This is a genomic window from Bacillus australimaris, assembly GCF_001307105.1.
In the GTDB taxonomy this organism is placed as follows: domain Bacteria; phylum Bacillota; class Bacilli; order Bacillales; family Bacillaceae; genus Bacillus; species Bacillus australimaris.
Map to the genome: position 1 here is coordinate 206,665 of NZ_LGYN01000027.1, position 24,763 is coordinate 231,427.

Genomic DNA, 24,763 nt, shown 5'->3' on the forward strand with positions numbered 1-24,763 from the left:
AAAAAGCCTTCTGATAAGAAGAAGACTTTTTGGCTGTATCGTTATTCTTCTCCTTATCTTCCAAGCAGTTGCTTGCTGGATTTAGCACCTTGGTCATAGAAAATACATTTCTACTACACCGGTTGCTGAGGCTTCACAGGGCCAGTCCCTCTGCCTCTCTTGATAAGAAAGCGATATGAACATGTCAATGAATTGAACTTCCATCAACTGTAACGAAAAATTCGGAAATAATCAATGGAAAATTTGAAATTTATCGAAAATTTATAAATTGGACTTCAATCGGCAAATCAGCCTTGCGCATAAGAGAAATGATTTCTTGTAAATCATCTTTATTTTTCCCTGTCACACGCACTTGGTCATCCTGAAATTGTGATTTCACTTTGATTCCGGATTGCTTAATGAGTGCGTTGATTTTTTTAGCGTTGTCTTGATCAATTCCGCTGATCAGCTTCGCGCGCTGGCGCACTGTTCCGCCAAGGGCATGCTCCGTTTTTCCGTAGTCGATGTTTTTAGTTGGAACGTTTCGTTTGATCAGCTTTGTCACAAGGACATCTTTTAGCTGCTCAAGCTTGAAGTCATCATCAGAAATGAGAACGAGCTCCTCTTTTTCGAGAGAAATGTCACTTTTACTTCCTTTAAAATCATAACGGTTTTTAATTTCTTTCAGCGCTGCTTGAACAGCGTTTTGCACCTCAGGCAGTTCAACCTTCGATACAATGTCAAATGAGCTTTCTTTTGCCATAGCACATGACCTCCAAGTATAGATATTGCGTCTATTTTATCATGCAAATAGGTGAAGAAGAAAACTTTATCAAAGAGTACAGCTGGCGGCGGTATAAATCGTGACCAGTTTGACCACTTTAGCTAACAGAACTAGAGATGTTCATGCAGGGAGAAGTATAGTAGAATAGAGTGAATCAAAAGATGAACGAACGCTCTTTTATGGGCAGATAGGAAGGAAGAGAACATGAGACCAGGTGAGCAACTGACCTTGCAAATAGAGAATGAAATGGAATACGGCTACTTTTTAACAGATGGTGAAGATTCAGTCCTTCTGCACCGCAGTGAGATGACAGAGGATATTGATGACCGAGATGAAGTAGAGGTCTATTTATATGTAGATCATGAAGAAAGACTCGCTGCCACAATGAAAATCCCTACAATTAACGCGCATACATATGGCTGGGTAGAAGTTGTAGATGTGGTAGAAGACATGGGCGCATTTGTCGATGTTGGACTATCAAAGGATGCACTTGTTGCAACAGAACACCTTCCGCCTTTTGAGGAAGCATGGCCGAAAAAAGGAGACAAACTCTACTGTATGCTGAAAGTTACAAGCTACGGCAGAATGTTCGCAAAGCCAGCCACTGAAGATATCATCAGTGAATTATTTACTGAGGCGCCAGAAACCTTAATGAACAAAGAAATCACAGGAACGATTTATCGCTTAATTGCGACAGGCTCTTTTATGCTGACAGATACAGGCGTGCGTGGGTTTATCCACCGCACGGAACGAAAAGAAGAGCCAAGATTAGGATCGACTGTTACAGGGCGTGTCATCGCAGTGAAAGAGGATGGAACCGTGAACGTTTCGCTTCTTCCGAGAAAACAGGATGCGTTATCTGTCGATGCAGAAGAAATTTTGACCTATATGAGAACAAGAAACGGTGCCATGCCTTATGGGGACAAAAGTGATCCAGAGGACATCCGCGAAAGATTTCAAATGAGCAAGGCAGCCTTTAAACGAGCATTAGGTCATCTGATGAAAAATGGTCTAGTTTACCAAAAAGAAGGCTGGACATACGAGAAAAAGTGAGCATTTGCTCACTTTTTTATTTTTTTCTTAAATAATGGATTTTTTCTATGAAAAAAGTAATGAAAAACCTTCAATATAGCATTGAAACAACGCTTCGCAGATCCGATAAAAAAGGAGTAAGGATGATAAAAGGAGTGTGTTTTTGGATGAAAGTAAAAATTTCATTGCTTCTGATGACAGCTATGCTTATGGTACTTGCCGCATGCAGTCATCAACAGGAGGGATCAACGGCATCAACTGCGAAGCATATTGGCGTTATGCTCACAGATGATGGTCTTGGTGATCAATCATTTAATGATTCATCATTTAAAGGATTAGAAAAAGCGCGTGATGAGCTTGGCATTGAATTTGATTATAGAGAGATTGCAGAAACTGATACATATGAAAAAGGGCTGACAGAGCTCGTAAAAGAAGGTAATGATCTCATCATCGGTGTAGGCTTCAGTATGCAGGCAGACTTAGAAAAAGTCGCAAAGAAATATCCGAAGAAGCAATTTTTGCTCATCGATGCCGTATCTGAGCTGAAAAATGTGACTTCTGTGACATTTAAAGAAGAGGAAGGCAGCTATTTAGCGGGTGCACTTGCTGCGATGACAACGAAAAGTGATGTCATTGGGTTTGTTGGCGGTGTCGATGCAGATGTCATCCATCGTTTTGAAAAAGGTTTTCAAAAAGGCGCCAAATCAGTCAATCCGAAAATCAAGATCTTATCCACCTATGCCGGTACGTTTAGTGATGCGGGCAAGGGCAGTAAAATAGCCAAAGACATGATTAAAAAGAAAGCAGACGTTTTATATGCCGCAGCGGGCTATTCAGGCGTCGGTGTATTAAAAGAAGCGCAATCTCAGGGGAAATATGCCATTGGTGTGGACAGTGATCAATACTATACCGCTGAAAAAGCAGTCATTTCGTCCATGGTGAAAAAAGTCGATGAAGTGGTCTATCAATTCAGTGAACAGCTCGTCAAGAGCAATCAAATGAAAAGCGGGCATGTTGTCTATGACTTAAGCAATGACGGAATCGATATGGCAAAAATCCGGGTGCTGAAAAATGCTGAGACATTAACTCAAAAAATAAATAGTCTGAAGCAGACGCTTATGAAAGAAGAGGGAGGCGCATCATGAGCTTACGCGTTAAAATCTTACTCAACTCACTTACCTCACTTCTTTTAGCAGTTGGCGTCATTGCCTTTATCATTGTCAGCATGACAAAGATCCAATCATCAAATGAGTCAGATGTCCAAACGTTATTAAACGTACAAAAAACGAAGGCAGGCTTTGAAAGTGTCGAACAAGCCATGACCAATTATTCGATGACACTTTCAGATGAACAGCTAGAGATCGTTCAAAACGATATTTCTACAGCAAAAAAACAATTGCAAACGTTAAACAAACATGCAGGAAATATGAACAAAGATGCATTAACAAGATTAAATTCAAAATATGACATGTGGACCAAGGAAGCGAACAACGCCATTGGTGAAAAAAACCCATCTGATGCAAGGCGTGTAGCAGCAAGAATTGATGGCGTCTTAAATGACGTGTATACGTTGAATAAAAGAGCGGAAGAAGCGTATAAACAAAATCTACAGAAAGCAGAAGACAATGTGCAATGGATTATCACAAGTGCACTCGTCTCAGCTCTCACACTGATTGTCATTGCCGTCTTTTTGAATATTGGATTAACGCGATCCATCGTGACCCCCATCAAATCACTATCCTTCAGAGCAAAGCAGATCGCAGAAGGCAATCTTGCTGTGGAGCGGACGGATATTCAGCGTAAGGATGAAATTGGCGGACTGAATGAATCCTTTAATCAAATGACAGATCAGCTGGTTAGTCTGATTAAAGAAATCAGTCAGGTTTCAACTCGAATAGAGACATTCTCGATCCATCTGGATGATGAAAATAAAAAAATGATGGAATCAGCGAATCAAGTATCTGTTTCAACAGATGAAATGGCAAATGGATCACAAGCCATTTCAGAAGATCTTCAGCATGGCGTCAGCTTAATTGAGAGAATGGACCAGCATGGACATAAAAATTCTGAACGCTCACAAACAGTTATCCGAAGTACAGAGGATGCGATCGAAGCAGTAGAAAGCGGAAAGCACACGTTAACAGAAACAAAAACAGCGATTGAAAAAAATACACATGCAACGAGACAAATCGAAGAGTCAGCAGGGGAATTCACGCAATACGCCAGCGGAATCTCGGCCATGGCCAAAACGGTTTCTGACATTGCGGACCAAACAAATCTGCTTTCTTTAAACGCGGCGATTGAAGCGGCAAGAGCAGGTGAAGCTGGAAAGGGCTTTGCCGTTGTAGCAGACGAAATTCGGAAGCTTGCCGATGAATCGTCTAACGCAACAAGACAAATCTTTGACATGGTCAGTCATATTGAAAGAGGCATTCAATCCATCAGTCAAACTGTCCAAGAAGGAGTCAAGCTTTCACTTCAGCAGCAGGATGCGATGGACAAAACCTCACACTCCTTTGAAAATATAGAAACAAAAGCGCAGCATATTAAACAAGAAATGGCTGTCTTAAATGACCAAATTTTGCAATCAACAGAGCTTGGCGGACAAGTGCTGCACTCGATTGAAAATATTAGTGCGGTTGTAGAAGAAACAGCAGCAGGCAGTGAAGAAATTTCTGCTTCGGCTAATGAACAGCTGCAATCGTTCCATCAAATGAACAAACAGGTAGAAGAATTGATGAGTATGACGGCGAGGTTAAATGAAACTGTCCGTCGATTTAAACTATCATAAGAAAAGCACCCTTCCCGTGTTGTGTCAGGGAAGGGTGCTTTTTATGAACGTTTACCTGTAAAAAAGATCGCCAGTGTGCTAGGTCCTGAATGGGATCCAACAGCGGCGCCGATGATGTGAATATCAATTTCTTTTGGTTGAAATTCGGTTTCGATCAGCTGTCTCATGTCTTCTGCAAGTGCAGGGTCATCACCATGACTAATACCAACCGTTTGGTTCGACCAATCCGTCCCGCGTTCTTTCATTAGTTCAATAATACGTTTGAGCAGTTTTTTACGACCGCGTATTTTTTCTAGCGGTATGAGTTTTCCATCTTCGACATGTAAAATGGGTTTAATGCTTAACAAACCGCCAACAAATGCGGACGCTTTACTGATTCTTCCGCCTCTTGCTAAATACGATAAATCGTCTACAGTAAAAATATGTTGTAAAGATTCACAAAAATGCTTTACAGACGTTTCAATTTCTTGTATTGTATTTCCGTCAATGGCAAGTGATTGAGCGTGTTTGACAGCAAGCCCATAGCCGAGTGAAGCACATTTAGAATCAATGATTCGTAAATCAAAATCAGGGTATTCTTCCTTCACTTCACTAGCCATCATCATAGCTGTTTGGTATGTACCTGAAAGCTCTGATGAAAACGCGACATAGATGGCAGATGTATAGGTTTGTGCCGCAGAAACAAAGGCTTCCTTGATTCGGTTTGGTGAAGCTTGTGATGTTTTTGGACTGGCTCCTTGTCTCATCGCATCAAATACTTGTTTTGGTTCAATGGTGATCAAATCCTCAAATTCCTGCTCGCCAAGTAATACACGGAGCGGAATGAGTGTCATGTTTTGTTCATCATAATAAGAAAGAGGCAGATCAGCAGCACTGTCTGCTATGATATGAACAGTCATATAAATCCCTTCTTTCTAAAAATCAGCCATATTTTACATCTTTTTAGCCTAACTATATCATAGAAATCATCTTTTCGTGTTCAAATTCTAAATTTTAGGGAAAACCATAGAGAGAATGGTAAGTGGAGGAATGACAACATGTTCATTGGAGAAGCAAAAAAACTCATTGTCGTCGTTATTGGTGCATTACTCAATGCGATTGGACTGAATTTATTCTTAATCCCAGCTGACGTATATGCGAGCGGTTTTACAGGGGTAGCCCAGCTGCTTTCCAGCTTAATTGATCAATATGCGCCATTTTATGTATCAACAGGGGTCCTATTATTTATTTTAAACATTCCAGTCGGCATTTTAGGCTGGATGAAAGTTGGCCGTTCCTTTACGTTGTACAGCATCATCAGTGTTGCACTGACGACCATTTTCCTCGGTATCTTACCAGAAACGAGTGTTTCCCACGATATTTTATTAAATGCTGTGTTTGGCGGTGTCATATCCGCAGTAGGAATTGGGATCACGCTCAAATACGGGGCATCAACAGGCGGACTCGACATCGTTGCCATGGTCTTAGCGAAGTGGAAGGATAAACCAGTCGGTACGTATTTCTTCATTTTAAATGGAATCATCATTTTTACAGCAGGATTATTACAAGGTTGGGAGAAAGCATTATATACCCTTGTCACATTATATGTGACCACAAGGGTCATTGATGCCATCCATACAAGACATGAGAAGCTGACCGCGATGATTGTCACGAAGAAAGCAGATGAAATCAAAGAAGCCATTTATGGAAAAATGGTCAGAGGCATTACGACAGTACCTGCAAAAGGCGCATTTACCAACGAGCAAAAGGAAATGATGGTGATCGTCATTACAAGGTATGAACTGTATGAACTTGAACAAATTATTAAAGAAGTCGATCCAAAAGCCTTTACAAATATTGTGCAAACAACCAATATTCTTGGATTTTTCAGACGAGATTAAAAGGTGGGTAACAGATGAAAAAAGGGTTGGTGCTTCTTCTCATTGTATTGGTCTTAGCCGCTTGTGGACAACAAAAAAAGGATGAACCAGACAAGGAGGTATCAGGTCAAATGGGAGAAAAAACGGTTGTACTCACAGTAGACCCCGTCCAGAAAGGTTCTTCAGTTCAATTTAACATGTCACTGAAAAATGAATCAGATCGAGATATTGAATTTACCTTTAACACAAGCCAAAAATTCGAGCTTAGTGTGTATGACGAAAACGGGAATGAACAATACCGCTATTCGAAAGAGCGTATGTTCACACAGGCCATCCAATCTTTTGTACTGAAAAAAGGCGAGGCCTATGACTTTCAAGATACATGGTCAAACGGTGTAAAGCCGGGAACGTACGAAGCGGTCGTAACCTTTAAAGGAAAAGCAGAAGGGCTGAAGCAAATCACGGAAAAGAAAACATTCCAAGTCAAATAAGTGTGGAATCAGAAAAAGCTGTCCATTGATTGGACAGCTTTCTTTATGTTAGAGATCATCAAGTAGATCCTGAAAGGTGTGCAGTTGGTTTCTTTCTGCATCGGTCGAATTGGCAAATGCAGAGGATACGGCATTTTTAGCTCGTTTGACCGCTTGTTGACGCTCTAACCCAGATGAAAATGAAGAAGTAAGGGCTTCTTCAGTAAATGATTTGGCTTGATCAAAAAGTTCGTTTCTCACAATGAACCACCAGAAGCATCAGTCTTCATATTTTCTCTGCCTGACGCTTCTTCAAGTGTTGAACGATAAGGAAAACGTGCGTCATGCAGACTGACTGAATCTTTACCTTGTTGTATAAAGCGTTTCGATTTGCTTCTTTTACCCATTCGGATCCGCCCCTTTACACAAGCTGACAGGACAACCTGTCTAACGGTAGTATGCCCGCTTCCACCAGTTATGTATGAATGGAAAAATTAAAGCGAGAAGTAATTCGTTAGAAACTTTGCAATCCCATCTTGTTCATTCGTATCAGTGACTTCATTTGAGACACGCTTCACGGCATCAATTCCGTTGCCCATTGCTACACCGCATCCAGCAAATTCAAGCATTTCTAAATCATTGTCTTCATCTCCGAATGCCACAATCCGTTCCTTGGGAACGCCGTAATAATCACTGATCTTTTGCAGTCCAACGGCTTTGTTCATCCCTGTTTTAATGATTTCAATCACGTGCCACGGGGCAGCCCAGCGCCGGTGATCAATCACTTCTGCATGAACATCTGATAAATAGTTTCGAATGGCTCCGACGTCCTCTTCTTTTGCATGAATTAACACGCTCGTCACATTCTCTCCAAGGTTGTCCCTAAGGTCTCCAACGGTGACTTTGTTTGCATTCATATTAAATATATCAATGAGCTTTTCATCATGATAATGGAAATACAAATCGTCTAACACTTCAGCTAATACATTGTGTACTTTATACTCTTCACTTATGTCCACAAGCTGTTTCACTACTTGAAGATCAAGTGATGTGTGAAATCTGCCCCATTTTTCATCAAGAGGATGATGGACAAACGCTCCGTTAAAATTCACAATTGGTGAGTCGAGCTGTAATTGCTGATAATAAGGAGAGCTGGAACGAAATGGCCGGCCAGTTGATATACAGACGTGATGCCCGCTGTCTTTCACTTTTTGAATGACGTCAAGTGTATGCGCAGAAATGGTTTTATCATCTTTTAATAATGTGCCATCCAGGTCAAGTGCGATTAGATAAGGTTTAGTCTCCATAAAATCTCCTTTGATCTGTAAGTAATAGGAGGCAATCCAAGCAGCGCCTCTATCTATAGTGTATCTTTATCACATCTTTGTTGTCTACATGTTAAAATAAACAAAGACGGGAATGATAAAGGAGGATTCATAGGCTGTGATCACCATTGATGAGCAAATTACGCGCGATATTCCATTTTTACATATCGTAAAAGCTGAAAATAAAGACAAACCGCTGCCGCTTGTATTTTTTATTCACGGATTTACAAGTGCACGCGAGCATAATTTACACTTCGCCTTTCATTTGGCGGAAAAAGGCATGAGAGTCATTTTGCCTGACTGTGCTTATCATGGTGTAAGGTCAGAAAACCTCAGCTTAGAGGGACTGGCATCAAAGTTCTGGGAAATTGTCCTGAACGAAATTCATGAAATTGATATACTCAAAACATACTTTCAAGAAAAACAATTGATTGAAGCCGATCTGATAGGTGTTGCGGGTACATCCATGGGCGGCATTACCACCTTTGGTGCACTTGCCAAGCATGATTGGATCAAAGCAGCAGTCAGCTTGATGGGAAGCCCGAACTATACGACGTTTTTAAAAGCACAAATCATGGACATGCGTCACAAAGGGCTCATGAAAGACGTGACAGACGAAGAGGTTCATCAGCAATTAGATGCTCTGCGCCCTTACGATTTAACGCTGCAAACGGATCGGTTAAACAAAAGACCGCTGCTATTCTGGCATGCAGAAAACGATCCAGTTGTTCCTTACCGGCACGCAAAATCCCTATACGACGAGCTAGCGGCAACCCAATATAAACAAGACCCGCATCTGATTCGTTTTGTCACAGATGGACAAGCTGGCCATAAGGTTTCAAGACAAGCCATGTTTGAAACGATTGACTGGTTTGTGACACATCTGAAAAGCACAAACGTTTAGTCAAAAGAAAAAGTACGTTATACTAATGAAAAAAGGAGTGGATATCATGGATGAAGCATTGAAAGAAAATATTTTAGGCGCCCTAGAACAGGTGATTGACCCTGAGCTTAATGTCGACATCGTCAACCTTGGGCTTGTCTATGATGTCGATCTTGATGAGAATGGAAAAGCGGATATCACGATGACCTTAACTTCAATGGGCTGTCCACTTGCACCAATTATCGTGGATGAAGTCAAAAAAGCTTTAAGTGATCTTCCAGAAGTGAAAGAAACAGAAGTTCACATCGTATGGAATCCGCCTTGGACACGAGACAAAATGTCAAGATACGCAAAAATTGCGCTTGGTATTCAATAAGCTCAATATGAAAGGTGCCTGGTATGAGTTAAACTCGTACCAGGTTTTTTTATGAAAAATTAAGGTGGAGGAAGAGAATGTCTTGATATAATGAATGTAATTTTATAGAACGGAGTACCTATAATGAAACGGAAATGGCTATGGATCGTTCTTTTGATCGGATATGCTGCTGCATTTTTTGCATCAATCACCATACGCGAAGGTGAGGCACACAAAAAACAGGATCTTGAGGCTTTTACAGATGTCAGTCATCTCATGCCTGTCAAAATCAAAAAAGTCGTACAAGGAAAAGAAATAGATACTTTAAAAGAAGTGTTAAAAGAAGCGAAAGCAAAACACCTGCCGATTTCAATTGCTGGGAAACAGCATAGCATGGGCGGCCACACATATTATGAGAATGGCATCGTGCTTGATATGACGGAATTCCGCCAGATTTTAGCATTTGACCAAAAAAAGAAAACCATTCGGGTCCAAAGCGGCGCTACATGGGATGATATACAAAAATATGTGAACCCCTATGGTCTCGCTGTGAAGGTGATGCAATCGCAAAATATCTTTACGATTGGCGGATCTTTAAGTGCCAACGCACATGGACGTGACATTCGTTACGGGTCACTCATTGACACAGTTCGTTCCTTCAGGCTGTTAAAAGCAGATGGTGAGATCGTCACAGTGAAGCCAGGCGATGATTTGTTTACTGCCGTCATTGGGGGATACGGCTTATTCGGTGTCATTTTAGATGTTGAGCTTTCTTTAACAAAAGATGAACTATATAAAATGGAGACAACCTCTCTAAATTACGATGAGTATACGGATTATTTTCAAAAGCATGTCAAACACAATAAAGAAGTACGCATGCATCTTGCCAGAATCTCAACAGCGAAAACAAACTTTTTGAAAGAGATGTATGTGACGAATTATTCCCTCACTTCACAACAAGGGATCTCATCATATCAAGAGCTGAAAGAAGATCAACTCGTCATGCCTTTGAAATTTATGCTTGGCCTTTCAAGAAGATTTGATATGGGAAAAGATTTGCTCTGGAATTTGCAGAAGAAGTATTTCCTAAGTCAAAATGATCAGCTGATTACAAGAAACAATGTGATGCGTTCTGATTCTGCCTTTTTAGAATATGAAAATGAGTCAGACACAGATGTACTGCAGGAATATTTTGTCCCAGTTGACCGTTTTCGTGCGTATATCGATGACATGAGATCTTTTTTACAACAGGAAGATTTGAATCTAATGAATATCACAATCCGTTACGTACAAAAAAATGAAAAAGCGGATCTCTCCTATGCCAAACAAGATATGTTTGCACTTGTGCTTTTAGTGAATTACGGGTTTGAAAAAGAAGAGAAGGCGGAAGCAGAGCGGATCATACGAAAAATGACAGATATCACGCTGCAGCACGATGGAAGCTATTACTTACCGTATATGCCTTATCAAACGAAGGCGCAAATGAAACGTGCCTATCCTAAAACCGATATATTCTTCCAAAAGAAAAAGCAAGCAGATCCAGATGGCCTGTTTACCAACTACTTTTATGAGAGGTACAATACACAATGAATGCAAAAGCAATGAAATGGTTCGTCTACTCACAAAGCCTGCTGTTTTTCGCCAGCAGTTTGATTTTCCCTTTTTACATTCTTTTTATTAAAAATGTTGGGTCAAGCTATTCACAGTTTGGTCTTGCCTATGGCCTGTTTGGTTTAAGCGGGGCGTTTATTCATTTACTCTTAGGGAAACTGCCCGAAACTACCGACAGGCGGCTCTTTTTAATCATTCATTCGTTTGGTATGGCGTTTCTTTTGTTGCTTTTTCCGCATATAACAGAAGTGGGGCAAGTGTATATGATTCAGCTTGCACTTGGTGCGCTGGGAGGCTTTCAAAAGCACGGAGAGAAACTGCTCGTCACGGACCTGACGACAGAAAACAAAAGAATGAAAGAAGTCGGTCACTATCATTTTTGGACAGCTCTTTTTTCATCAATCGCCATTATGCTTGGCGGCCTGTTTGCTGATTTCTTTACCGTTTACTTCATTTTTTATGCAAGCTCCATATTATATTTATGCAGTGCGCTCATGGTCCTCTATATCAAAAACGGAAGATAAATCCGCATGTCTCATGAAGATATGCGGTTTTTTTGTTGAAAAAAAATGAAAACAAATATTAAATATACAATTGAATTAATTTTTATACATGTTATAATGTTAAATAATTTCACAAAGATCAAGAGGGTGTATTGACGTTGAAAATAGGTATTATAGGTGCTACAGGGTACGGTGGTGCGGAATTGGTTCGTATCTTCAAGTATCACCCGCATGTAGATGAATGTATATTGTATTCATCAAGTGGTGAGGGGCAATCATACAGTCAATCTTATCCGCATCTGACAACGATTACTGACCAAACATTAAAAGCGATTGACCCGGCAGCCATTGTGCAAGAGACAGACGCAGTGTTTTTAGCGACACCAGCAGGCGTATCAAGTGAATTGACGCCAAAGCTTATGAATCAAGGGGTGCCGATCATTGATTTATCAGGAGATTTGCGCATTCAAGATGGTGCAACCTATGAAGCTTGGTATAAACGAAGGGCAGCGGATGAAGCATCTGTTCAACAAGCGGTATACGGTTTATCCGAACTGAATCGAGACAAAATTCAGCAGGCTGAAGTGATTGCCAATCCTGGCTGCTTTCCTACCGCAGTTCTTCTCGGTTTAGCGCCGCTGATGAAACAGAATTTAATAGATGAATCTATGATTATTATAGATGCGAAAACAGGGGTGTCCGGTGCCGGACGATCTGCCTCACTCGGAACGCATTTTTCAGAACTAAACGATAACTTTAAAATTTATAAGGTGAATGAGCATCAGCATACACCTGAAATAGAGCAAATATTAAGAGAATGGAATCCACAAACGGCGAACGTCACATTTTCAACGCATCTTGTCCCGATGACAAGAGGGATTATGGCGACGATGTATACACAATTAAAATCAGATGTCACAAAAGAAGAATTGATGAAGCAAATGAAAGGCTTTTATGAAGATTCCTATTTTGTCAGAGTGAGAGAACACGGCGTTTATCCACAAACGAAAGAAGTATACGGCAGTAACTTCTGTGACATCGGCTTTCATTTAGATGAGCGAACAGGGAGACTAACAATCGTGTCGGTCATAGACAATCTTATGAAAGGCGCAGCCGGCCAAGCGGTTCAAAACTTCAACATCATCAAAGGCTTACATGAAGAGGCGGGCCTCACAATGACACCTCTTTATCCATAAGAGAACAGGGGAGACAACAAACATGATCGAATTGAATGAAAGAAGCATTGTCAAAATAGACGGTGACGTATCATCACCAAAAGGCTTTGAAGCGAAGGGGATTCACATTGGACTGCGCTATTCAAAAAAAGACCTTGGCCTGATCGTCAGCGAAGTACCAGCAGCAAGTGCAGCGGTCTACACACAAAGTCACTTTCAAGCTGCGCCTCTGCAGGTCACACAAAAAAGCTTAAAAAAGACAGGACAATTAAAAGGTGTCATTGTCAATAGTGCCATCGCCAATGCATGTACTGGTGAACAGGGATTAAAAGATGCATACGACATGCAGGCAGCCTGTGCAGACATGTTAGGTGTAGCACCTGATTACATTGCCGTTTCTTCTACTGGTGTCATTGGAGAATGTCTGGATATGGATAAAATCAAAAAAGGCATCACCGAGCTAAAAGAAGCAAAACCTGAAAAAGGTCATTTTGAAGAAGCGATCTTAACGACAGATACTGTCATTAAAAACACAACATACACCCTTACGATAGACGGTAAAGAAATCCTTATTTCAGGCGCAGCAAAAGGCTCTGGCATGATTCACCCGAACATGGCGACAATGCTTGGCTTTGTCACAACAGATGCGAACGTCGAACAGGAAGCTTTACAGCAAGCACTTCGCGACATTACGGATGTGACCTTTAATCAAATTACTGTCGATGGAGAAACTTCGACAAACGATATGGTGCTCGTAATGGCAAATGGCATGGCAGAAAATGAAGCACTCAATGAAGAGCATCCAGAATGGCCATTGTTTAAAGAAGGATTAAAACTAGCTTGTGAGGATTTAGCCAAAGAGATTGCGAGAGATGGAGAAGGTGCAACGAAATTAATTGAAGCGCAAGTTACTGGCGCTAAAAATAACTTAGAAGCTGGCATCATCGCAAAGAAAATCGTGGGTTCAAGTCTTGTTAAAACTGCCGTATATGGTACGGATGCCAACTGGGGCCGAATCGTAGGTGCCATTGGTCATAGTGCAGCTTCCGTCACACCAGAAGAGGTTGAAGTCTATTTAGGCGGACAATGTCTGTTTAAACACAATGAACCGCAGCCATTCTCAGAAGAAGAAGCAAAAGCATATCTAGAGCAGGATGAGATTACGATTTTGATTCAAATGAGTGAGGGAAATGGTGAAGCAGCAGCATGGGGCTGTGACCTTACCTATGATTATGTGAAAATTAACGCGAGCTATCGCACATAAAGAAGGAGATAGACATGAATAAAACGATCGTGTTCAAGTGTGGAGGCAGTGTCATTCGAGAACTTTCAGATACCTTTTATGAAAATGTCCGCTCTCTTCAAGCGGCTGGATTTAAGCTGGCTATTGTGCATGGCGGAGGACCTGAAATCACCAGTATGCTGCAAAAATTAGAAGTGAAAACAGAATTTGTTGACGGGCAGCGTAAAACAACGAAGCCGGTGTTAGAGGTAGCTGAAATGGTTCTATCGGGAACGGTCAATAAATACTTTGTGTCAGAGCTTGCAAAGCATGATATATCATCTGTCGGTGTATCCGGTAAAGATGGACAGATGCTTGTCGCCGATTTTCTAGATCAAGACGTTTACGGATACGTTGGCGAAATCAAAGAAGTTCATCCAGAGATGGCAGAAGCACTCATGGAAAAACAATTCATTCCTGTGATTGCGCCGCTGTCAATGACAGAAGAATGCCAAACCTTAAATGTAAATGCTGATTTAGCAGCATCAGCTGTCGCCGGAGCGATGAAAGCTGATAAGCTCATGTTTGTCACAGATGTTGAAGGCATTTTAAAAAATGGTGAGCTATTAGATGTTGTCACTGAACAAGAAGCCCTTTCACTCATCGATCAAGGTATTATTTCCGGGGGAATGATTCCAAAAGTACAATCCGCTTTGAGTGCTTTATCAGGAGATGTGGAGGAAGTCATGATCGTAAACGGCAAAGGCAGTATCTTTACAGGAGAAACCTTTAAAGGAACAAGAATTGTGAAACAAAAGGAGGCGGTCCTATGAGTCATCTTTTTCAAACCTATGGACGGTGGAATGTTGAAATTAAAGAGGCAGCAGGTTCTTGGGCAGTCGATACAAATGGGAAAAAATATTTAGACTTTATACAAGGCATTGCGGTCACAAATTTAGGCCACAATCATCCAAAGGTCAATCAAGCGATTAAGGATCAGCTTGATCACGTCTGGCATGTATCGAATCTATTTGAAAATGGACTGCAAGAAAAGGCAGCAGAAAAGCTGGCAGCAAACAGTTCAGGTGATCTCGTGTTTTTCTGTAATAGCGGAGCAGAGGCAAATGAAGGTGCCATTAAATTAGCACGTAAGGCGACAGGGAAAACAAATATCGTCACATTTTTGCACTCTTTCCATGGGCGCACGTATGCTGGTATGGCTGCCACGGGTCAAGATAAAATCAAAACTGGCTTTGGCCCTATGCTAGAAGGCTTTCACTATGTACCGTTTAATGACCCTGACGCTATGGCGGCTTGTGAAGTCGATGATGTGGCAGCGGTGATGCTAGAGGTTGTACAAGGTGAAGGTGGAGTAAATCCAGCAACAGCAGAATTTTTAGAAGCAGTTCAGGCATTTTGTAAAAAGCATGAAGCACTGCTGATTATAGATGAAATTCAAACGGGCATTGGTCGTACAGGAACAGCATTTGCATATGAAGAGATGGGTCTTGACCCCGATATTATCTCTGCGGCAAAAGGGTTAGGAAATGGTTTTCCAGTTGGTGCAGTCATAGGGAAAAAAGCATTAGGAAGTGCATTCTCCCCAGGTTCACATGGTACAACATTTGGTGGCAACATGCTTGCTATGGCCGCTGTGAACGCGACACTCGATGTGATTTTCAAAGAAGAATTTCTTTCAGAAGTGAAAGAAAAGGGCGATTACCTGTTAGAAAAACTGCAAAAAGTCAAACAGCTGAATATCGTAAAAGAAGTGCGGGGAAAAGGATTGATGGCAGGTATTGAATGTTATCAGCCAGTCGGCGACTATATCACAGCTCTAAGAGAACAAGGGTTGCTGGTGCTTCCAGCTGGGCCGAATGTCATTCGTTTATTACCTCCGCTGAATGTGGAGAAAACAGAGCTGGATCAGGCAATCGAAGCCATTATTCAAGTATTAGCAAATGAAACAGTAACAGTATAAATTTTTTTGCACCGGAACGTATAAAAATGCATTTACATCATTAATTATTCAATTTTGGGGTGACATAAGCATGAAAGGTTATTTAAATTTAGAAGATGGAGCCTCTTTTGAAGGAGATCTGACAGGAGAAGCTGGCATCACTGGTGAAGTGGTCTTCTTTACAGGTATGACAGGTTATCAAGAGGTACTCACAGATCCATCCTATAAAGGTCAGATCATTGTTTTCACCTATCCGCTGATCGGAAATTACGGCATCAATCATGAAGACTTTGAGAGCAAAAAGCCTCAAGTAAAAGCTGTGGTTGTCTATGAGGCAGCAGAGCATTTTTCACATCATCTGGCAGCGGTCAGCTTAAAAGATTATTTAAAAAAGTGGAATATTCCGCTTCTAACACATACAGACACGCGCGCAGTCGTGCAAAACATCCGGGCAAACGGGACGATGAACGCTATTTTAAGTGTAGACGAAAACGAAACACCGCCTGCGATGAAACAAGACAATGTGGTCGCACAGGTCACAGATAGCGAAATCTACACACAAGGCAGCGGCGAAGAACATGTGGCGCTCATTGATTTTGGCTTTAAAAAATCAATTGCAGATTCGCTAGAAGCGCGCGGGTGTAAAGTAACCGTCATTCCATATAAACAAATGGAAAAGGTATTTGATATCAAGCCAGATGCGATCCTCCTGTCAAACGGACCTGGAGATCCAAAAACAATGACACCCTATTTAAAAACAATTCATGACATCATGATGACATTCCCAACACTTGGCATTTGCTTAGGCCACCAGTTAATCGCTCTTGCACTTGGCGGTGATACGTATAAGCTCCCATTTGGCCACCGCGGTGCGAACCATCCTGTTCAAGATACAGAATCCAAACGTGTCTTTATGACAAGTCAAAACCATAGCTATGTGGTCAATGAAAAAAGCATGAATGACAAAGAAGTAGACGTGAAATTCCTTCATGTGAACGATGGATCTGTAGAAGGATTTATTCATAAAGAAAAGCTGATTATGTCAGTACAATTTCATCCAGAAGCGCACCCAGGGCCTGCTGAAAGTGAATGGGTATTCGATGATTTTATTGAGAAAGTGAAACAAGCAAGGAGAGAAGTCGCACATGCCTAAAGATCAAAGCATACAAACCATTCTAGTCATCGGGTCTGGTCCAATCATCATTGGTCAGGCAGCAGAATTTGATTACTCAGGAACACAAGGCTGTATGGCCTTAAAAGAAGAGGGCTACAAAGTCATTTTAGTGAATAACAATCCGGCCACCATTATGACAGACGAGTCGTTTGCTGATGAAATTTATTTTGAACCGCTTTCAGTTGATTCAGTGACAAGAATTATTGAAAAGGAAAAACCAGATGGTCTTTTAGCCAATCTTGGCGGACAGACCGCTTTAAACCTTGCTGTCGAATTAGAAAAAGCCGGTGTGCTGAAAAAGCATGGGGTGAGCCTGCTCGGAACGTCAGTTGAAACAATTGAAAACGGTGAAGATCGAGAGAAATTCCGTGCTCTCATGAAGCATTTGAACGAACCTGTGCCAGATAGTGAAATTGTGGATAATGCAGAAGATGCCCTTCAATTTGCAAAAGAAGTAGGCTTCCCAGTCATCCTAAGACCAGCATACACACTTGGCGGTAAAGGCGGCGGAATCGCTCTAACTGAAGAAGCGTTTATGCCGCTTATTGAAGGAGCTCTTCTAGCGAGCCCGATTCACCAGTGTTTAGTTGAAAAAAGCATAGCTGGCTTTAAAGAAGTTGAATATGAGGTCATGAGAGACCGTCAAAATACGTGTATCACGGTATGTAACATGGAAAATATCGATCCAGTTGGTGTGCATACAGGAGACTCGATTGTTGTTGCACCTTCCCAAACATTAACGGATCAGGATTATCAAATGCTACGTTCAGCGAGCCTTAAAATCATTTCAGCGCTGGATGTAGTCGGCGGCTGCAATATCCAATTCGCTCTTGATCCACTCAGTAAAGAATACTTTGTCATTGAGGTCAATCCTCGGGTCAGCCGTTCCTCGGCTCTTGCATCAAAAGCGACAGGCTATCCGATTGCGAAAATGGCAGCAAAACTTGCGGTGGGCTATACACTAGACGAATTGAAAAACCCGCTCACAGGAACAACCTATGCTAGTTTTGAGCCGGCACTTGATTATGTTGTCGTAAAATTCCCGCGCTGGCCGTTTGATAAATTTAAACAGGCAGACCGTAAATTAGGCACAAAAATGAAGGCTACTGGCGAAGTCATGGCGATTGATCGTAATTTAGAATCAGCCATACAAAAAGCAGTTGCATCACTTGAAATTAAAACAAAAGGCTTCCACCTGCCAGAACTGAAAGACCAATCGACTGAACAATTATTTGAACTCATCAAAACACCAGACGATCGACGGTTTTTCGCTGTCATGGAGCTTCTTTCAAGACAAGAAACGGTTGAAACGATTCATCAAATGACGAAAATGGATCGATTCTTCTTACATGTGTTCCAAAATATGATCACACTCGAACAAGAATTGAAGGAGCATAAGGGGACGCTTTCGAAAGACATTTTGAAAAAAGTGAAGGAAAAGGGCTTCCTTGATGAAACCATTGCTCTTCTTACAGGTCAAACAGAAGAATCAATCAGACAGCTTCGTCAAGAATATGGCATTGCTGCTTCGTTTAAAATCGTTGACACATGTGCGGCGGAATTTGATGCAAAAACGAATTACTTCTATTCCACGTACTTTGGCAAAAGTGATGGTGAGCATCAGGAGAAAACAAAGCAGCGTGCACTCATCATTGGGTCTGGTCCAATTCGAATTGGGCAGGGAGTCGAGTTTGATTATAGTGCCGTTCATGGCGTTCTTACTTTGCAAAAGCTTGGGTTTGAAACCATCATGATGAACAACAATCCAGAAACGGTCAGTACCGATTATGAGATTGCAGATCGTTTATATTTTGAGCCGATTACATTAGAGCACATCTTAAACGTTGTAGAAGCAGAACAAATCGATTTCGTCATCGTCCAATTTGGCGGACAGACTGCGATCAACGTAGCAGAAGGCTTAGAAAAAGCCGGCGTCACATTGTTAGGCACGTCCTTTGATACATTGGATGCGCTTGAAGATCGTGATTTGTTCTATCAGCTTCTTGATGAACTGAACCTGCCTCATGCAAAAGGAGATACCGCTCATTCAAAAGAAGAAGCACTCGCACATGCGAAAAGCATCGGTTATCCTGTATTAATTCGCCCATCGTATGTCATTGGCGGAATGGGAATGATCGTTGTTCAGTCAGAAGCACATTTAGCGTCTCTGCTTGATCAGCCAGATCATTTGCCGTACCCAATCTTAATTGATGAGTACGTTACTGGAAAGGAAGTTGAAGTAGATCTTATTTCTGACGGAAAAATGATCTTCATTCCAACAATCGTGGAGCATATTGAAAAAGCGGGCGTGCACTCAGGTGACAGTTTTGCTATTTTACCAAGTATCTCGATCAGTGAGGCTATTAAAGAGCAGGTGCATTGCGCGTCTGAGCAAATAGCGAAGAAACTAGCGTTCAAGGGCATTATGAATATCCAATTTGTTATCAAAGGTGATAAGGCGCTTGTTTTAGAGGTGAACCCTCGGGCAAGCCGTACTGTGCCAGTCGTCAGTAAGGTAATGGGCATTGACATGATCCCGATGGCCACTCAATTATTAGCTGGTGCAACCCTCGAAGAGCTGAAACCTGCAACGAAAAACAAAGGGGGAACAGCGGTTAAATTCCCAGTGTTCTCATCACATGCCATTCAAGATATTGATCTTAAGCTGACACCTGAAATGAAAGCAACAGGTGAAGGAATGTGTGTAGGCAAGAACGCCGAAAGCGCATTGAAAAAAGTGTTTGCACCAATCTGGAAGAAAAAAGGAAGCCTCTTTATACAAGGCAGCGAGCAACTAATAAATGAAGCGAAACATGCAGGCTTTGATGTCTGGACTGGCAGCTTTGAATCTTGGCTGCAGAACGAAGATAAATCCCTTCATATTCATTTAGGGGAAGACGAAGTGGCAAAAGAGCAGCGTGTCAAAGCGCTCACACATGGCGTCCAAGTTCTCACTGAATATGAAACAGTTCAAGCATTTCTGCAAGGGAAACATGGAGATGTGTCACCAGTATCGCTCCATGAATTATATAAAAAGGAAGTGACGGCATGAGTCAAGTCGACGTGCAACCAGTATTATACGGGAAAGACTTTTTATCATTAAAAGATTTCTCTATCAATGACATTACTTATTTAATTGAAAAAGCAGAAGAAATGAAACAAAACCCATATCAAGATTTATTTAAAGGGAAAACGTTAGCGATGATTTTTGAAAAATCTTCCACGAGAACCCGTGTATCGTTTGAAGCGGGAATGACGCAGCTAGGAGGGCATGCGCTCTTTCTCAGCTCAAATGATTTGCAAATAGGCAGAGGAGAAACCATTAGTGATACGGCGCAGGTACTGTCTGGCTATGTAGACGGCATTATGATCCGGACCTTTGAACATGAGAAAGTAGAAGAGCTTGCACAATACGCGTCCATTCCTGTCATTAATGGATTGACTGACTACTCACATCCATGTCAGGCACTTGCTGATTTATTAACGATTAAAGAAACAAAAGGGACGTTAAAAGGAATCAAAGTCGCCTATATCGGTGACGGAAATAACGTGGCTCACTCCTTAATGGTTGGCTGTGCGCAGCTCGGCTGTGACATTGCAGTTGCATCTCCAAAAGGCTATGAACCACTTCAAGAAGTAACAGACACTGCCCGTGAGTTTGCAAAACAATCAGGCGCAGAAGTCACCGTTACGACAGATCCCATCGCAGCTGTGCAAGATGCAGATGTTATTTATTCCGATGTGTTTACAAGCATGGGGCAGGAAGCAGAAACAGAGAAACGCCTTGCTGAATTTAAAGAATATCAAGTCAATGACGAACTGATGAGTCATGCAGCAAAGGACTATATTTTCCTTCATTGTCTCCCAGCACATCGCGGAGAAGAGGTGACGGCAGACATTATTGACGGGCCTCACTCAAAAGTATTTCAACAGGCAGAAAATCGTCTGCATGTGCAAAAAGCGTTAATCAAAGAACTCATGTATCAACCATCTAAATAAATCAAAAAGTCCCTGACTCGTATGAGCAGGGACTTTTTGCATAAAGGATTGGAGAGGCAAGTGACGGGACATAATAACATCAATCGAGAAAGGAGGATGAAAATGGGTCAGCAGCATCAATTTAAATCAGGGAATAAAGCACCCAATAATGGAGTGTATATCGAGATCGGTGAAACTGGTAGTATGGTGAAAGATCCTTTAAAGATTAAGCTTAAAGCAGGCGATGTCTTTCCTGATAACTCGAACCATAATCGAGTTTGGACCTACCAAAGAAAGCCGTAAGTAATTGACTAAGAGTCATAAGGAATAAGTCTTTAGAGGCATGTGTCATGCCTCTTTTTTCTATATAATAAAAAGCAATTAAGTTCCAATTTTCAAATAAATAGTATGGAAAAAATTTAGCTAAAATGAGTAATTGGAAAATATTGTTGAAAGGATTTGTGTGATGGAAAAGATGAATCTCAGTGAAAGTGTTTGGAATAAACGCTTCACCTCATTATTCATATCAAGACTCATTAAAAACACAGGGGAAAGTTTTGCTTTTACATCCGTCCTTTGGCTATTGATTTTAAGAGGGGATGGAGCGCTTGGTACAGGACTTCTTCTAGCAGTAACAGTTCTTCCTTCATCTTTGTTAGCCCCAATACTAGGACCTCTTATGAAAAAGCACCATTTGCCAAAATGGATGTTTGCTTCAGACGTTGTTCGAGCAACAATTGTACTGATTATTCCACTCCTGCACTTTTCGCATCTATTGCCTCTATGGTTATTGATCTCATTAATGGTTATTCAATCGGCAACTGGTGCAGCATATAATCCAGCTTCTGTGGCCATCTTACCGCAGATTGTTCCGAAGCATCTGATTCAAAAAGCAAATGCGATCCTGCAATCTTCCTTTGAGATTGTCGCACTTGCAGCAGTGATGGTGGCTGGTCTTTTGGTTAAATTAATTGGACCTGCAGATACACTGCTGATCACAACTGCCTTATTTATCATTTCTGGTCTGTTTATTATCGGTGTCAAACTAAAGAAAACCGATGAAGAAAAAACAGCAGGCATCAAACAAGCGAAGAATACATATTTGTATAACTTAAAAAGAGGGTTTCTCGTTGTCAAAAACCATCACATTTTATTTGCATTGACGCTGTATTGTATCTTAATGAATGTCGCAGCAGCTCCGTGGCAGGCACTATCGGCTGTATACGTAGCAGAAGCGCTGCAAAGTGACTCTATGGTGTATTCCATATTAAGAGGCGTTGCCGCAGTTGGTGCGTTTATGATGGGCTTTGCTCTGGCGAAGGTGAAAATTAAGAGATTTGGTTTGTTCTTTATTGTCGCTGGCATGATTGAAGGGGCTGCGTTTTTTATGACAGGGATGAGTACATGGCTCCCAGTTGTTCTACTTGCTTCCTTTATTTTTGGAGCTGCTGTCAGTGCGATCAATGTACCGGAAATGGTCATCATTCAAACATCTGTTGACCAAGAGGATCAGCCGCAAGTATATGCCGTGATCAATGCATCATCAAATGTTTTCCTTCCGCTTGCAGCTGTCGTATCAGGCGTCCTGGCAGAAAGATTTGGAGCGGGGCCTGTCATTGCCGGAGGAGGGGTTCTCGAAATTTTATCAGGTATTGCAATCTTCCTGTTTACAGGGCTTGCGAAAAGCCATTTGTCACTAGACAAAGAGAAGTCCGAATCCGTCGAGGTGTAAACCATAAAAACCCCCTGTATGTTAAGACAGGGGGTTTTAGCGTGCGCTTTTCAATCACGCTGAAAAAAGAAAAAGAGCTAAAACATCATTTCAGCTCTTTTTCAAACATTGTTTCTTACATATTAAGAGTGTTTTGTTGAACTTTCCGTTTCTTTCATTGGACTTACTTCAGCAAAGATGAATAAAATAACCGTAAACACGACTGCAAGAATGGAAGTCAAAGTAAAATCATAAGCAGCTCCATTCATAGAGGCAACGATGTAACCAGCCATATGTGTCAGCAGAAAAGTCCAAATGAGGGTGATAATATAATGCATAATCCCACCGTCCTTTATGTAACAATCTATTGATTATCATACCATAGATGCAAGTGAAGGGAAAAGACTGTTTTTCCGCCTTTATGTGACCATTTTGAGACCTTCTGCTATAAAAATAAAAAGAATTCTTCTGTCTTTAGGGGATTTCCTTATTCCTACAAGAGTTGTTGTTCATATCATAGAAAGCAGAATCACTGAAAGGAGGCTGGCCATATGGGTGTAAGCGAACGTTTTTTTCAGCTTGGTTCCCAGTGGAACATCATTCACCTTCCTCAAAAACCAAATGGCTTTGGCATTCTGATCCTCGGTGACCGAAATCACTTTGTGCAGGAAAATACATCATTCTGGCTTCAGCATTATGGAAGAAACCAGCTCTTAACTGCCTTAAAGGATGAAGGATATACATTGTTTAATAGCCATCTTCATGGGAATCACTGGGGATGCGAAGATGCCGTTTTTAGTGCCAAGCAGCTCGTGCATCACACATTAAAACATGAAATATTAAACCGAGAAATTCATGTGCTCGCAGAGGGAATGGGCGCACTTGTTGCCATGAGCCTTGCTGAGGAGATGCCAGAAGTGCTAAGGTCCATTGCGATGGTGAATCCATGCCTGCATCTGAGTGCACAAAGAGAAAGAGAAAAGGAACACAAATTCTTTTATAAGCAGCTGATCAAAGAGTTAGCACAGAGCTATGGCTGCTCTGAAAAGGAAGCTGAAACGTATCCACTGCCTTCTTGCCCTGTACATTCTGCTCATGTACCGATCCATATTTGGCAAAGACTAAACGGCGCACCGTATGCATACGAACTTCATGCAAAACCTTTTATTGATCAGCATATGAAGAATCCAGAACATTGTCAGGTCGATCTTACGCTGCATATGTTTGATCATCCGAGAAGAATCTTTCAATCCATTCACAAGTTTTATAAATCGCATGAAAGAGAATTGTAATGAATAGGATGATAACAGCCCTTCACGGAAAGGGCTCTTCTTTTTATTCGATATTAAAAAAGGGGACATGAACATGGAAACAGGACTGATCATAGGGGCTGACGCGTTTTTTGGCCTGACACTTTGTGAATATATGATGAAAGAGGGTATTCAAGTGGATATCACGCGCCCTCATGATCATACAGAAGAACAAAAGCTACTGTTAGAAGAGCGAATGATGTGGCTTGGCAGAAATGATCTCATCCGTGTCATTGACTTTCAGAATAGCAAAGACACGTATGATCTCATTTTTATTCAATCAGAGGAACGGCATAAAAGGCAGGAAGACATCAAAGCAATGCATGGCATGTACCGCATTCTTTACGAAAAACCAGAGCGCGAATCAGCCGAACAGAATGTGCCGTCTGTTATTCTTCCTCGCATGTTCGGACCGTGGACACTCAATGAAGAGAGAACAAAGCATGATGATTCATTTTTTGTAGAAGATGTGGCAAAGGACTTGTTAAAATGGGCTTCGGACACCGATCAAAGTAAGGAAATGACGCATGAATTGAAGGTGAAAAGCCAAACAGATGACAAACAAGTGGAAGAATTGATTGCAGAATGGAAAAGACAAAACTCAACAATTTTCGACAAAAAGCAAGAATGATCTTCCATCT

General features: G+C 41.4%; 26 protein-coding genes and 1 riboswitch. Of the genes, 20 read left to right on the forward strand and 6 right to left on the reverse strand.

Features of this window, described 5'->3' with window-relative positions:
• Positions 1-50 precede the first annotated feature (50 nt).
• Positions 51-169: riboswitch (SAM riboswitch) on the reverse strand.
• 81 nt (positions 170-250) lie between these two features.
• A complete protein-coding gene (locus AKG37_RS15125; RefSeq protein WP_060699558.1) occupies positions 251-742 on the reverse strand; it encodes a YajQ family cyclic di-GMP-binding protein in 492 nt (163 codons plus the stop codon).
• A 225-nt stretch (positions 743-967) separates the two neighbouring features.
• Here AKG37_RS15125 and AKG37_RS15130 point away from each other — a divergent pair, with 225 nt between their 5' ends.
• The 3 genes from AKG37_RS15130 to AKG37_RS15140 all read left to right on the forward strand — a co-directional run bounded on the left by AKG37_RS15130 (position 968) and on the right by AKG37_RS15140 (position 4,586).
• Positions 968-1,816 (forward strand): CvfB family protein, encoded by an 849-nt coding sequence (locus AKG37_RS15130; protein WP_060699559.1) that lies wholly within the window; start codon positions 968-970, stop codon positions 1,814-1,816.
• A 146-nt stretch (positions 1,817-1,962) separates the two neighbouring features.
• Entirely contained in the window at positions 1,963-2,940 is a 978-nt protein-coding gene (locus AKG37_RS15135; RefSeq protein WP_060699673.1) for a BMP family lipoprotein, read from the forward strand.
• On the forward strand, positions 2,937-4,586 hold the full coding sequence (locus tag AKG37_RS15140) for a methyl-accepting chemotaxis protein (protein ID WP_060699560.1): 1,650 nt from the start codon (positions 2,937-2,939) through the stop codon (positions 4,584-4,586). Before AKG37_RS15135 ends, AKG37_RS15140 begins: the two co-directional genes overlap by 4 nt.
• Before the next feature lie 41 nt (positions 4,587-4,627).
• On the opposite strand, the gene AKG37_RS15145 is transcribed toward AKG37_RS15140, so the two are convergent.
• Positions 4,628-5,485 carry a DegV family protein gene (locus AKG37_RS15145; protein ID WP_060699561.1) on the reverse strand — a complete coding sequence of 286 codons (858 nt, stop codon included), beginning with the start codon at positions 5,483-5,485 and terminating at the stop codon, positions 4,628-4,630.
• Positions 5,486-5,623: 138 nt separating this feature from the next.
• On the opposite strand from AKG37_RS15145, the gene AKG37_RS15150 reads away from it, so the two are divergent.
• Both AKG37_RS15150 and AKG37_RS15155 read left to right on the forward strand, forming a co-directional pair.
• The gene (locus AKG37_RS15150; RefSeq protein ID WP_060699562.1) at positions 5,624-6,466 is read left to right on the forward strand and encodes a YitT family protein; all 843 of its coding nucleotides are present in this window, start codon (positions 5,624-5,626) and stop codon (positions 6,464-6,466) included.
• A 14-nt stretch (positions 6,467-6,480) separates the two neighbouring features.
• Entirely contained in the window at positions 6,481-6,936 is a 456-nt protein-coding gene (locus AKG37_RS15155) for a BsuPI-related putative proteinase inhibitor (RefSeq protein ID WP_060699563.1), read from the forward strand.
• Positions 6,937-6,984: 48 nt separating this feature from the next.
• Here AKG37_RS15155 and AKG37_RS15160 read toward each other — a convergent pair whose 3' ends face one another.
• From AKG37_RS15160 to AKG37_RS15170, 3 genes are all read right to left on the reverse strand, one after another.
• The gene (locus AKG37_RS15160; RefSeq protein WP_024425070.1) at positions 6,985-7,176 is read right to left on the reverse strand and encodes a DUF3813 domain-containing protein; all 192 of its coding nucleotides are present in this window, start codon (positions 7,174-7,176) and stop codon (positions 6,985-6,987) included.
• Entirely contained in the window at positions 7,173-7,322 is a 150-nt protein-coding gene (locus tag AKG37_RS15165; RefSeq protein ID WP_060699564.1) for a hypothetical protein, read from the reverse strand. Before AKG37_RS15165 ends, AKG37_RS15160 begins: the two co-directional genes overlap by 4 nt.
• A gap of 87 nt (positions 7,323-7,409) precedes the next feature.
• Positions 7,410-8,222, reverse strand: coding sequence for a Cof-type HAD-IIB family hydrolase (locus AKG37_RS15170; protein WP_060699565.1), 813 nt, complete (start codon positions 8,220-8,222; stop codon positions 7,410-7,412).
• 136 nt (positions 8,223-8,358) lie between these two features.
• Here AKG37_RS15170 and AKG37_RS15175 point away from each other — a divergent pair, with 136 nt between their 5' ends.
• The 13 genes from AKG37_RS15175 (at position 8,359) to AKG37_RS15235 (ending at position 22,833) form a co-directional block, all read left to right on the forward strand.
• Positions 8,359-9,144, forward strand: a complete 786-nt coding sequence (locus AKG37_RS15175) for an alpha/beta fold hydrolase (RefSeq protein WP_060699566.1) — start codon at positions 8,359-8,361, stop codon at positions 9,142-9,144.
• Positions 9,145-9,190: 46 nt separating this feature from the next.
• Positions 9,191-9,499 (forward strand): metal-sulfur cluster assembly factor, encoded by a 309-nt coding sequence (locus AKG37_RS15180; protein ID WP_024425066.1) that lies wholly within the window; start codon positions 9,191-9,193, stop codon positions 9,497-9,499.
• A 123-nt stretch (positions 9,500-9,622) separates the two neighbouring features.
• Positions 9,623-11,068 carry an FAD-binding oxidoreductase gene (locus tag AKG37_RS15185; protein ID WP_060699567.1) on the forward strand — a complete coding sequence of 482 codons (1,446 nt, stop codon included), beginning with the start codon at positions 9,623-9,625 and terminating at the stop codon, positions 11,066-11,068.
• A complete protein-coding gene (locus tag AKG37_RS15190) occupies positions 11,065-11,613 on the forward strand; it encodes an MFS transporter (protein ID WP_060699568.1) in 549 nt (182 codons plus the stop codon). Before AKG37_RS15185 ends, AKG37_RS15190 begins: the two co-directional genes overlap by 4 nt.
• A gap of 137 nt (positions 11,614-11,750) precedes the next feature.
• Positions 11,751-12,788: an N-acetyl-gamma-glutamyl-phosphate reductase gene (gene argC / locus AKG37_RS15195; RefSeq protein ID WP_060699569.1), complete on the forward strand. Its 1,038-nt coding sequence runs from the start codon at positions 11,751-11,753 to the stop codon at positions 12,786-12,788.
• 22 nt (positions 12,789-12,810) lie between these two features.
• On the forward strand, positions 12,811-14,031 hold the full coding sequence (gene argJ / locus AKG37_RS15200) for a bifunctional ornithine acetyltransferase/N-acetylglutamate synthase (RefSeq protein WP_060699570.1): 1,221 nt from the start codon (positions 12,811-12,813) through the stop codon (positions 14,029-14,031).
• 14 nt (positions 14,032-14,045) lie between these two features.
• Positions 14,046-14,822: an acetylglutamate kinase gene (gene argB / locus AKG37_RS15205; protein ID WP_060699571.1), complete on the forward strand. Its 777-nt coding sequence runs from the start codon at positions 14,046-14,048 to the stop codon at positions 14,820-14,822.
• Positions 14,819-15,970: an acetylornithine transaminase gene (locus tag AKG37_RS15210; RefSeq protein WP_060699572.1), complete on the forward strand. Its 1,152-nt coding sequence runs from the start codon at positions 14,819-14,821 to the stop codon at positions 15,968-15,970. The genes argB and AKG37_RS15210 overlap by 4 nt, the downstream gene beginning before the upstream one ends.
• 70 nt (positions 15,971-16,040) lie before the next feature.
• Entirely contained in the window at positions 16,041-17,102 is a 1,062-nt protein-coding gene (locus AKG37_RS15215; RefSeq protein ID WP_060699573.1) for a carbamoyl phosphate synthase small subunit, read from the forward strand.
• Positions 17,095-20,175 (forward strand): carbamoyl phosphate synthase large subunit, encoded by a 3,081-nt coding sequence (locus tag AKG37_RS15220; RefSeq protein WP_060699574.1) that lies wholly within the window; start codon positions 17,095-17,097, stop codon positions 20,173-20,175. The genes AKG37_RS15215 and AKG37_RS15220 overlap by 8 nt, the downstream gene beginning before the upstream one ends.
• On the forward strand, positions 20,172-21,122 hold the full coding sequence (argF, locus tag AKG37_RS15225) for an ornithine carbamoyltransferase (RefSeq protein ID WP_060699575.1): 951 nt from the start codon (positions 20,172-20,174) through the stop codon (positions 21,120-21,122). Before AKG37_RS15220 ends, argF begins: the two co-directional genes overlap by 4 nt.
• A 102-nt stretch (positions 21,123-21,224) precedes the next feature.
• On the forward strand, positions 21,225-21,404 hold the full coding sequence (locus tag AKG37_RS15230) for a YjzC family protein (protein WP_008348517.1): 180 nt from the start codon (positions 21,225-21,227) through the stop codon (positions 21,402-21,404).
• A 163-nt stretch (positions 21,405-21,567) separates the two neighbouring features.
• Positions 21,568-22,833, forward strand: a complete 1,266-nt coding sequence (locus AKG37_RS15235) for an MFS transporter (RefSeq protein ID WP_060699576.1) — start codon at positions 21,568-21,570, stop codon at positions 22,831-22,833.
• A gap of 122 nt (positions 22,834-22,955) precedes the next feature.
• On the opposite strand, the gene AKG37_RS15240 is transcribed toward AKG37_RS15235, so the two are convergent.
• Positions 22,956-23,150: a YjzD family protein gene (locus AKG37_RS15240; protein WP_003211779.1), complete on the reverse strand. Its 195-nt coding sequence runs from the start codon at positions 23,148-23,150 to the stop codon at positions 22,956-22,958.
• Positions 23,151-23,363: 213 nt separating this feature from the next.
• Between AKG37_RS15240 and AKG37_RS15245 the strand changes: the two genes are divergently transcribed.
• Positions 23,364-24,104 (forward strand): hypothetical protein, encoded by a 741-nt coding sequence (locus AKG37_RS15245; RefSeq protein ID WP_060699577.1) that lies wholly within the window; start codon positions 23,364-23,366, stop codon positions 24,102-24,104.
• A 73-nt stretch (positions 24,105-24,177) separates the two neighbouring features.
• Positions 24,178-24,753 carry a hypothetical protein gene (locus tag AKG37_RS15250; RefSeq protein ID WP_060699578.1) on the forward strand — a complete coding sequence of 192 codons (576 nt, stop codon included), beginning with the start codon at positions 24,178-24,180 and terminating at the stop codon, positions 24,751-24,753.
• Positions 24,754-24,763: the final 10 nt, after the last annotated feature.

Bases quoted from the DNA above. Each gene is read 5' to 3' on its own strand.
- AKG37_RS15125 (WP_060699558.1), bottom strand. From the start codon at position 742: ATGGCAAAAGAAAGCTCATTTGACATTGTATCGAAGGTTGAACTGCCT.
- AKG37_RS15130 (WP_060699559.1), top strand. From the start codon at position 968: ATGAGACCAGGTGAGCAACTGACCTTGCAAATAGAGAATGAAATGGAA.
- AKG37_RS15135 (WP_060699673.1), top strand. From the start codon at position 1,963: ATGAAAGTAAAAATTTCATTGCTTCTGATGACAGCTATGCTTATGGTA.
- AKG37_RS15140 (WP_060699560.1), top strand. From the start codon at position 2,937: ATGAGCTTACGCGTTAAAATCTTACTCAACTCACTTACCTCACTTCTT.
- AKG37_RS15145 (WP_060699561.1), bottom strand. From the start codon at position 5,485: ATGACTGTTCATATCATAGCAGACAGTGCTGCTGATCTGCCTCTTTCT.
- AKG37_RS15150 (WP_060699562.1), top strand. From the start codon at position 5,624: ATGTTCATTGGAGAAGCAAAAAAACTCATTGTCGTCGTTATTGGTGCA.
- AKG37_RS15155 (WP_060699563.1), top strand. From the start codon at position 6,481: ATGAAAAAAGGGTTGGTGCTTCTTCTCATTGTATTGGTCTTAGCCGCT.
- AKG37_RS15165 (WP_060699564.1), bottom strand. From the start codon at position 7,322: ATGGGTAAAAGAAGCAAATCGAAACGCTTTATACAACAAGGTAAAGAT.
- AKG37_RS15170 (WP_060699565.1), bottom strand. From the start codon at position 8,222: ATGGAGACTAAACCTTATCTAATCGCACTTGACCTGGATGGCACATTA.
- AKG37_RS15180 (WP_024425066.1), top strand. From the start codon at position 9,191: ATGGATGAAGCATTGAAAGAAAATATTTTAGGCGCCCTAGAACAGGTG.
- AKG37_RS15185 (WP_060699567.1), top strand. From the start codon at position 9,623: ATGAAACGGAAATGGCTATGGATCGTTCTTTTGATCGGATATGCTGCT.
- AKG37_RS15190 (WP_060699568.1), top strand. From the start codon at position 11,065: ATGAATGCAAAAGCAATGAAATGGTTCGTCTACTCACAAAGCCTGCTG.
- argJ (WP_060699570.1), top strand. From the start codon at position 12,811: ATGATCGAATTGAATGAAAGAAGCATTGTCAAAATAGACGGTGACGTA.
- argB (WP_060699571.1), top strand. From the start codon at position 14,046: ATGAATAAAACGATCGTGTTCAAGTGTGGAGGCAGTGTCATTCGAGAA.
- AKG37_RS15210 (WP_060699572.1), top strand. From the start codon at position 14,819: ATGAGTCATCTTTTTCAAACCTATGGACGGTGGAATGTTGAAATTAAA.
- AKG37_RS15215 (WP_060699573.1), top strand. From the start codon at position 16,041: ATGAAAGGTTATTTAAATTTAGAAGATGGAGCCTCTTTTGAAGGAGAT.
- AKG37_RS15220 (WP_060699574.1), top strand. From the start codon at position 17,095: ATGCCTAAAGATCAAAGCATACAAACCATTCTAGTCATCGGGTCTGGT.
- argF (WP_060699575.1), top strand. From the start codon at position 20,172: ATGAGTCAAGTCGACGTGCAACCAGTATTATACGGGAAAGACTTTTTA.
- AKG37_RS15230 (WP_008348517.1), top strand. From the start codon at position 21,225: ATGGGTCAGCAGCATCAATTTAAATCAGGGAATAAAGCACCCAATAAT.
- AKG37_RS15235 (WP_060699576.1), top strand. From the start codon at position 21,568: ATGGAAAAGATGAATCTCAGTGAAAGTGTTTGGAATAAACGCTTCACC.
- AKG37_RS15240 (WP_003211779.1), bottom strand. From the start codon at position 23,150: ATGCATTATATTATCACCCTCATTTGGACTTTTCTGCTGACACATATG.
- AKG37_RS15245 (WP_060699577.1), top strand. From the start codon at position 23,364: ATGGGTGTAAGCGAACGTTTTTTTCAGCTTGGTTCCCAGTGGAACATC.
- AKG37_RS15250 (WP_060699578.1), top strand. From the start codon at position 24,178: ATGGAAACAGGACTGATCATAGGGGCTGACGCGTTTTTTGGCCTGACA.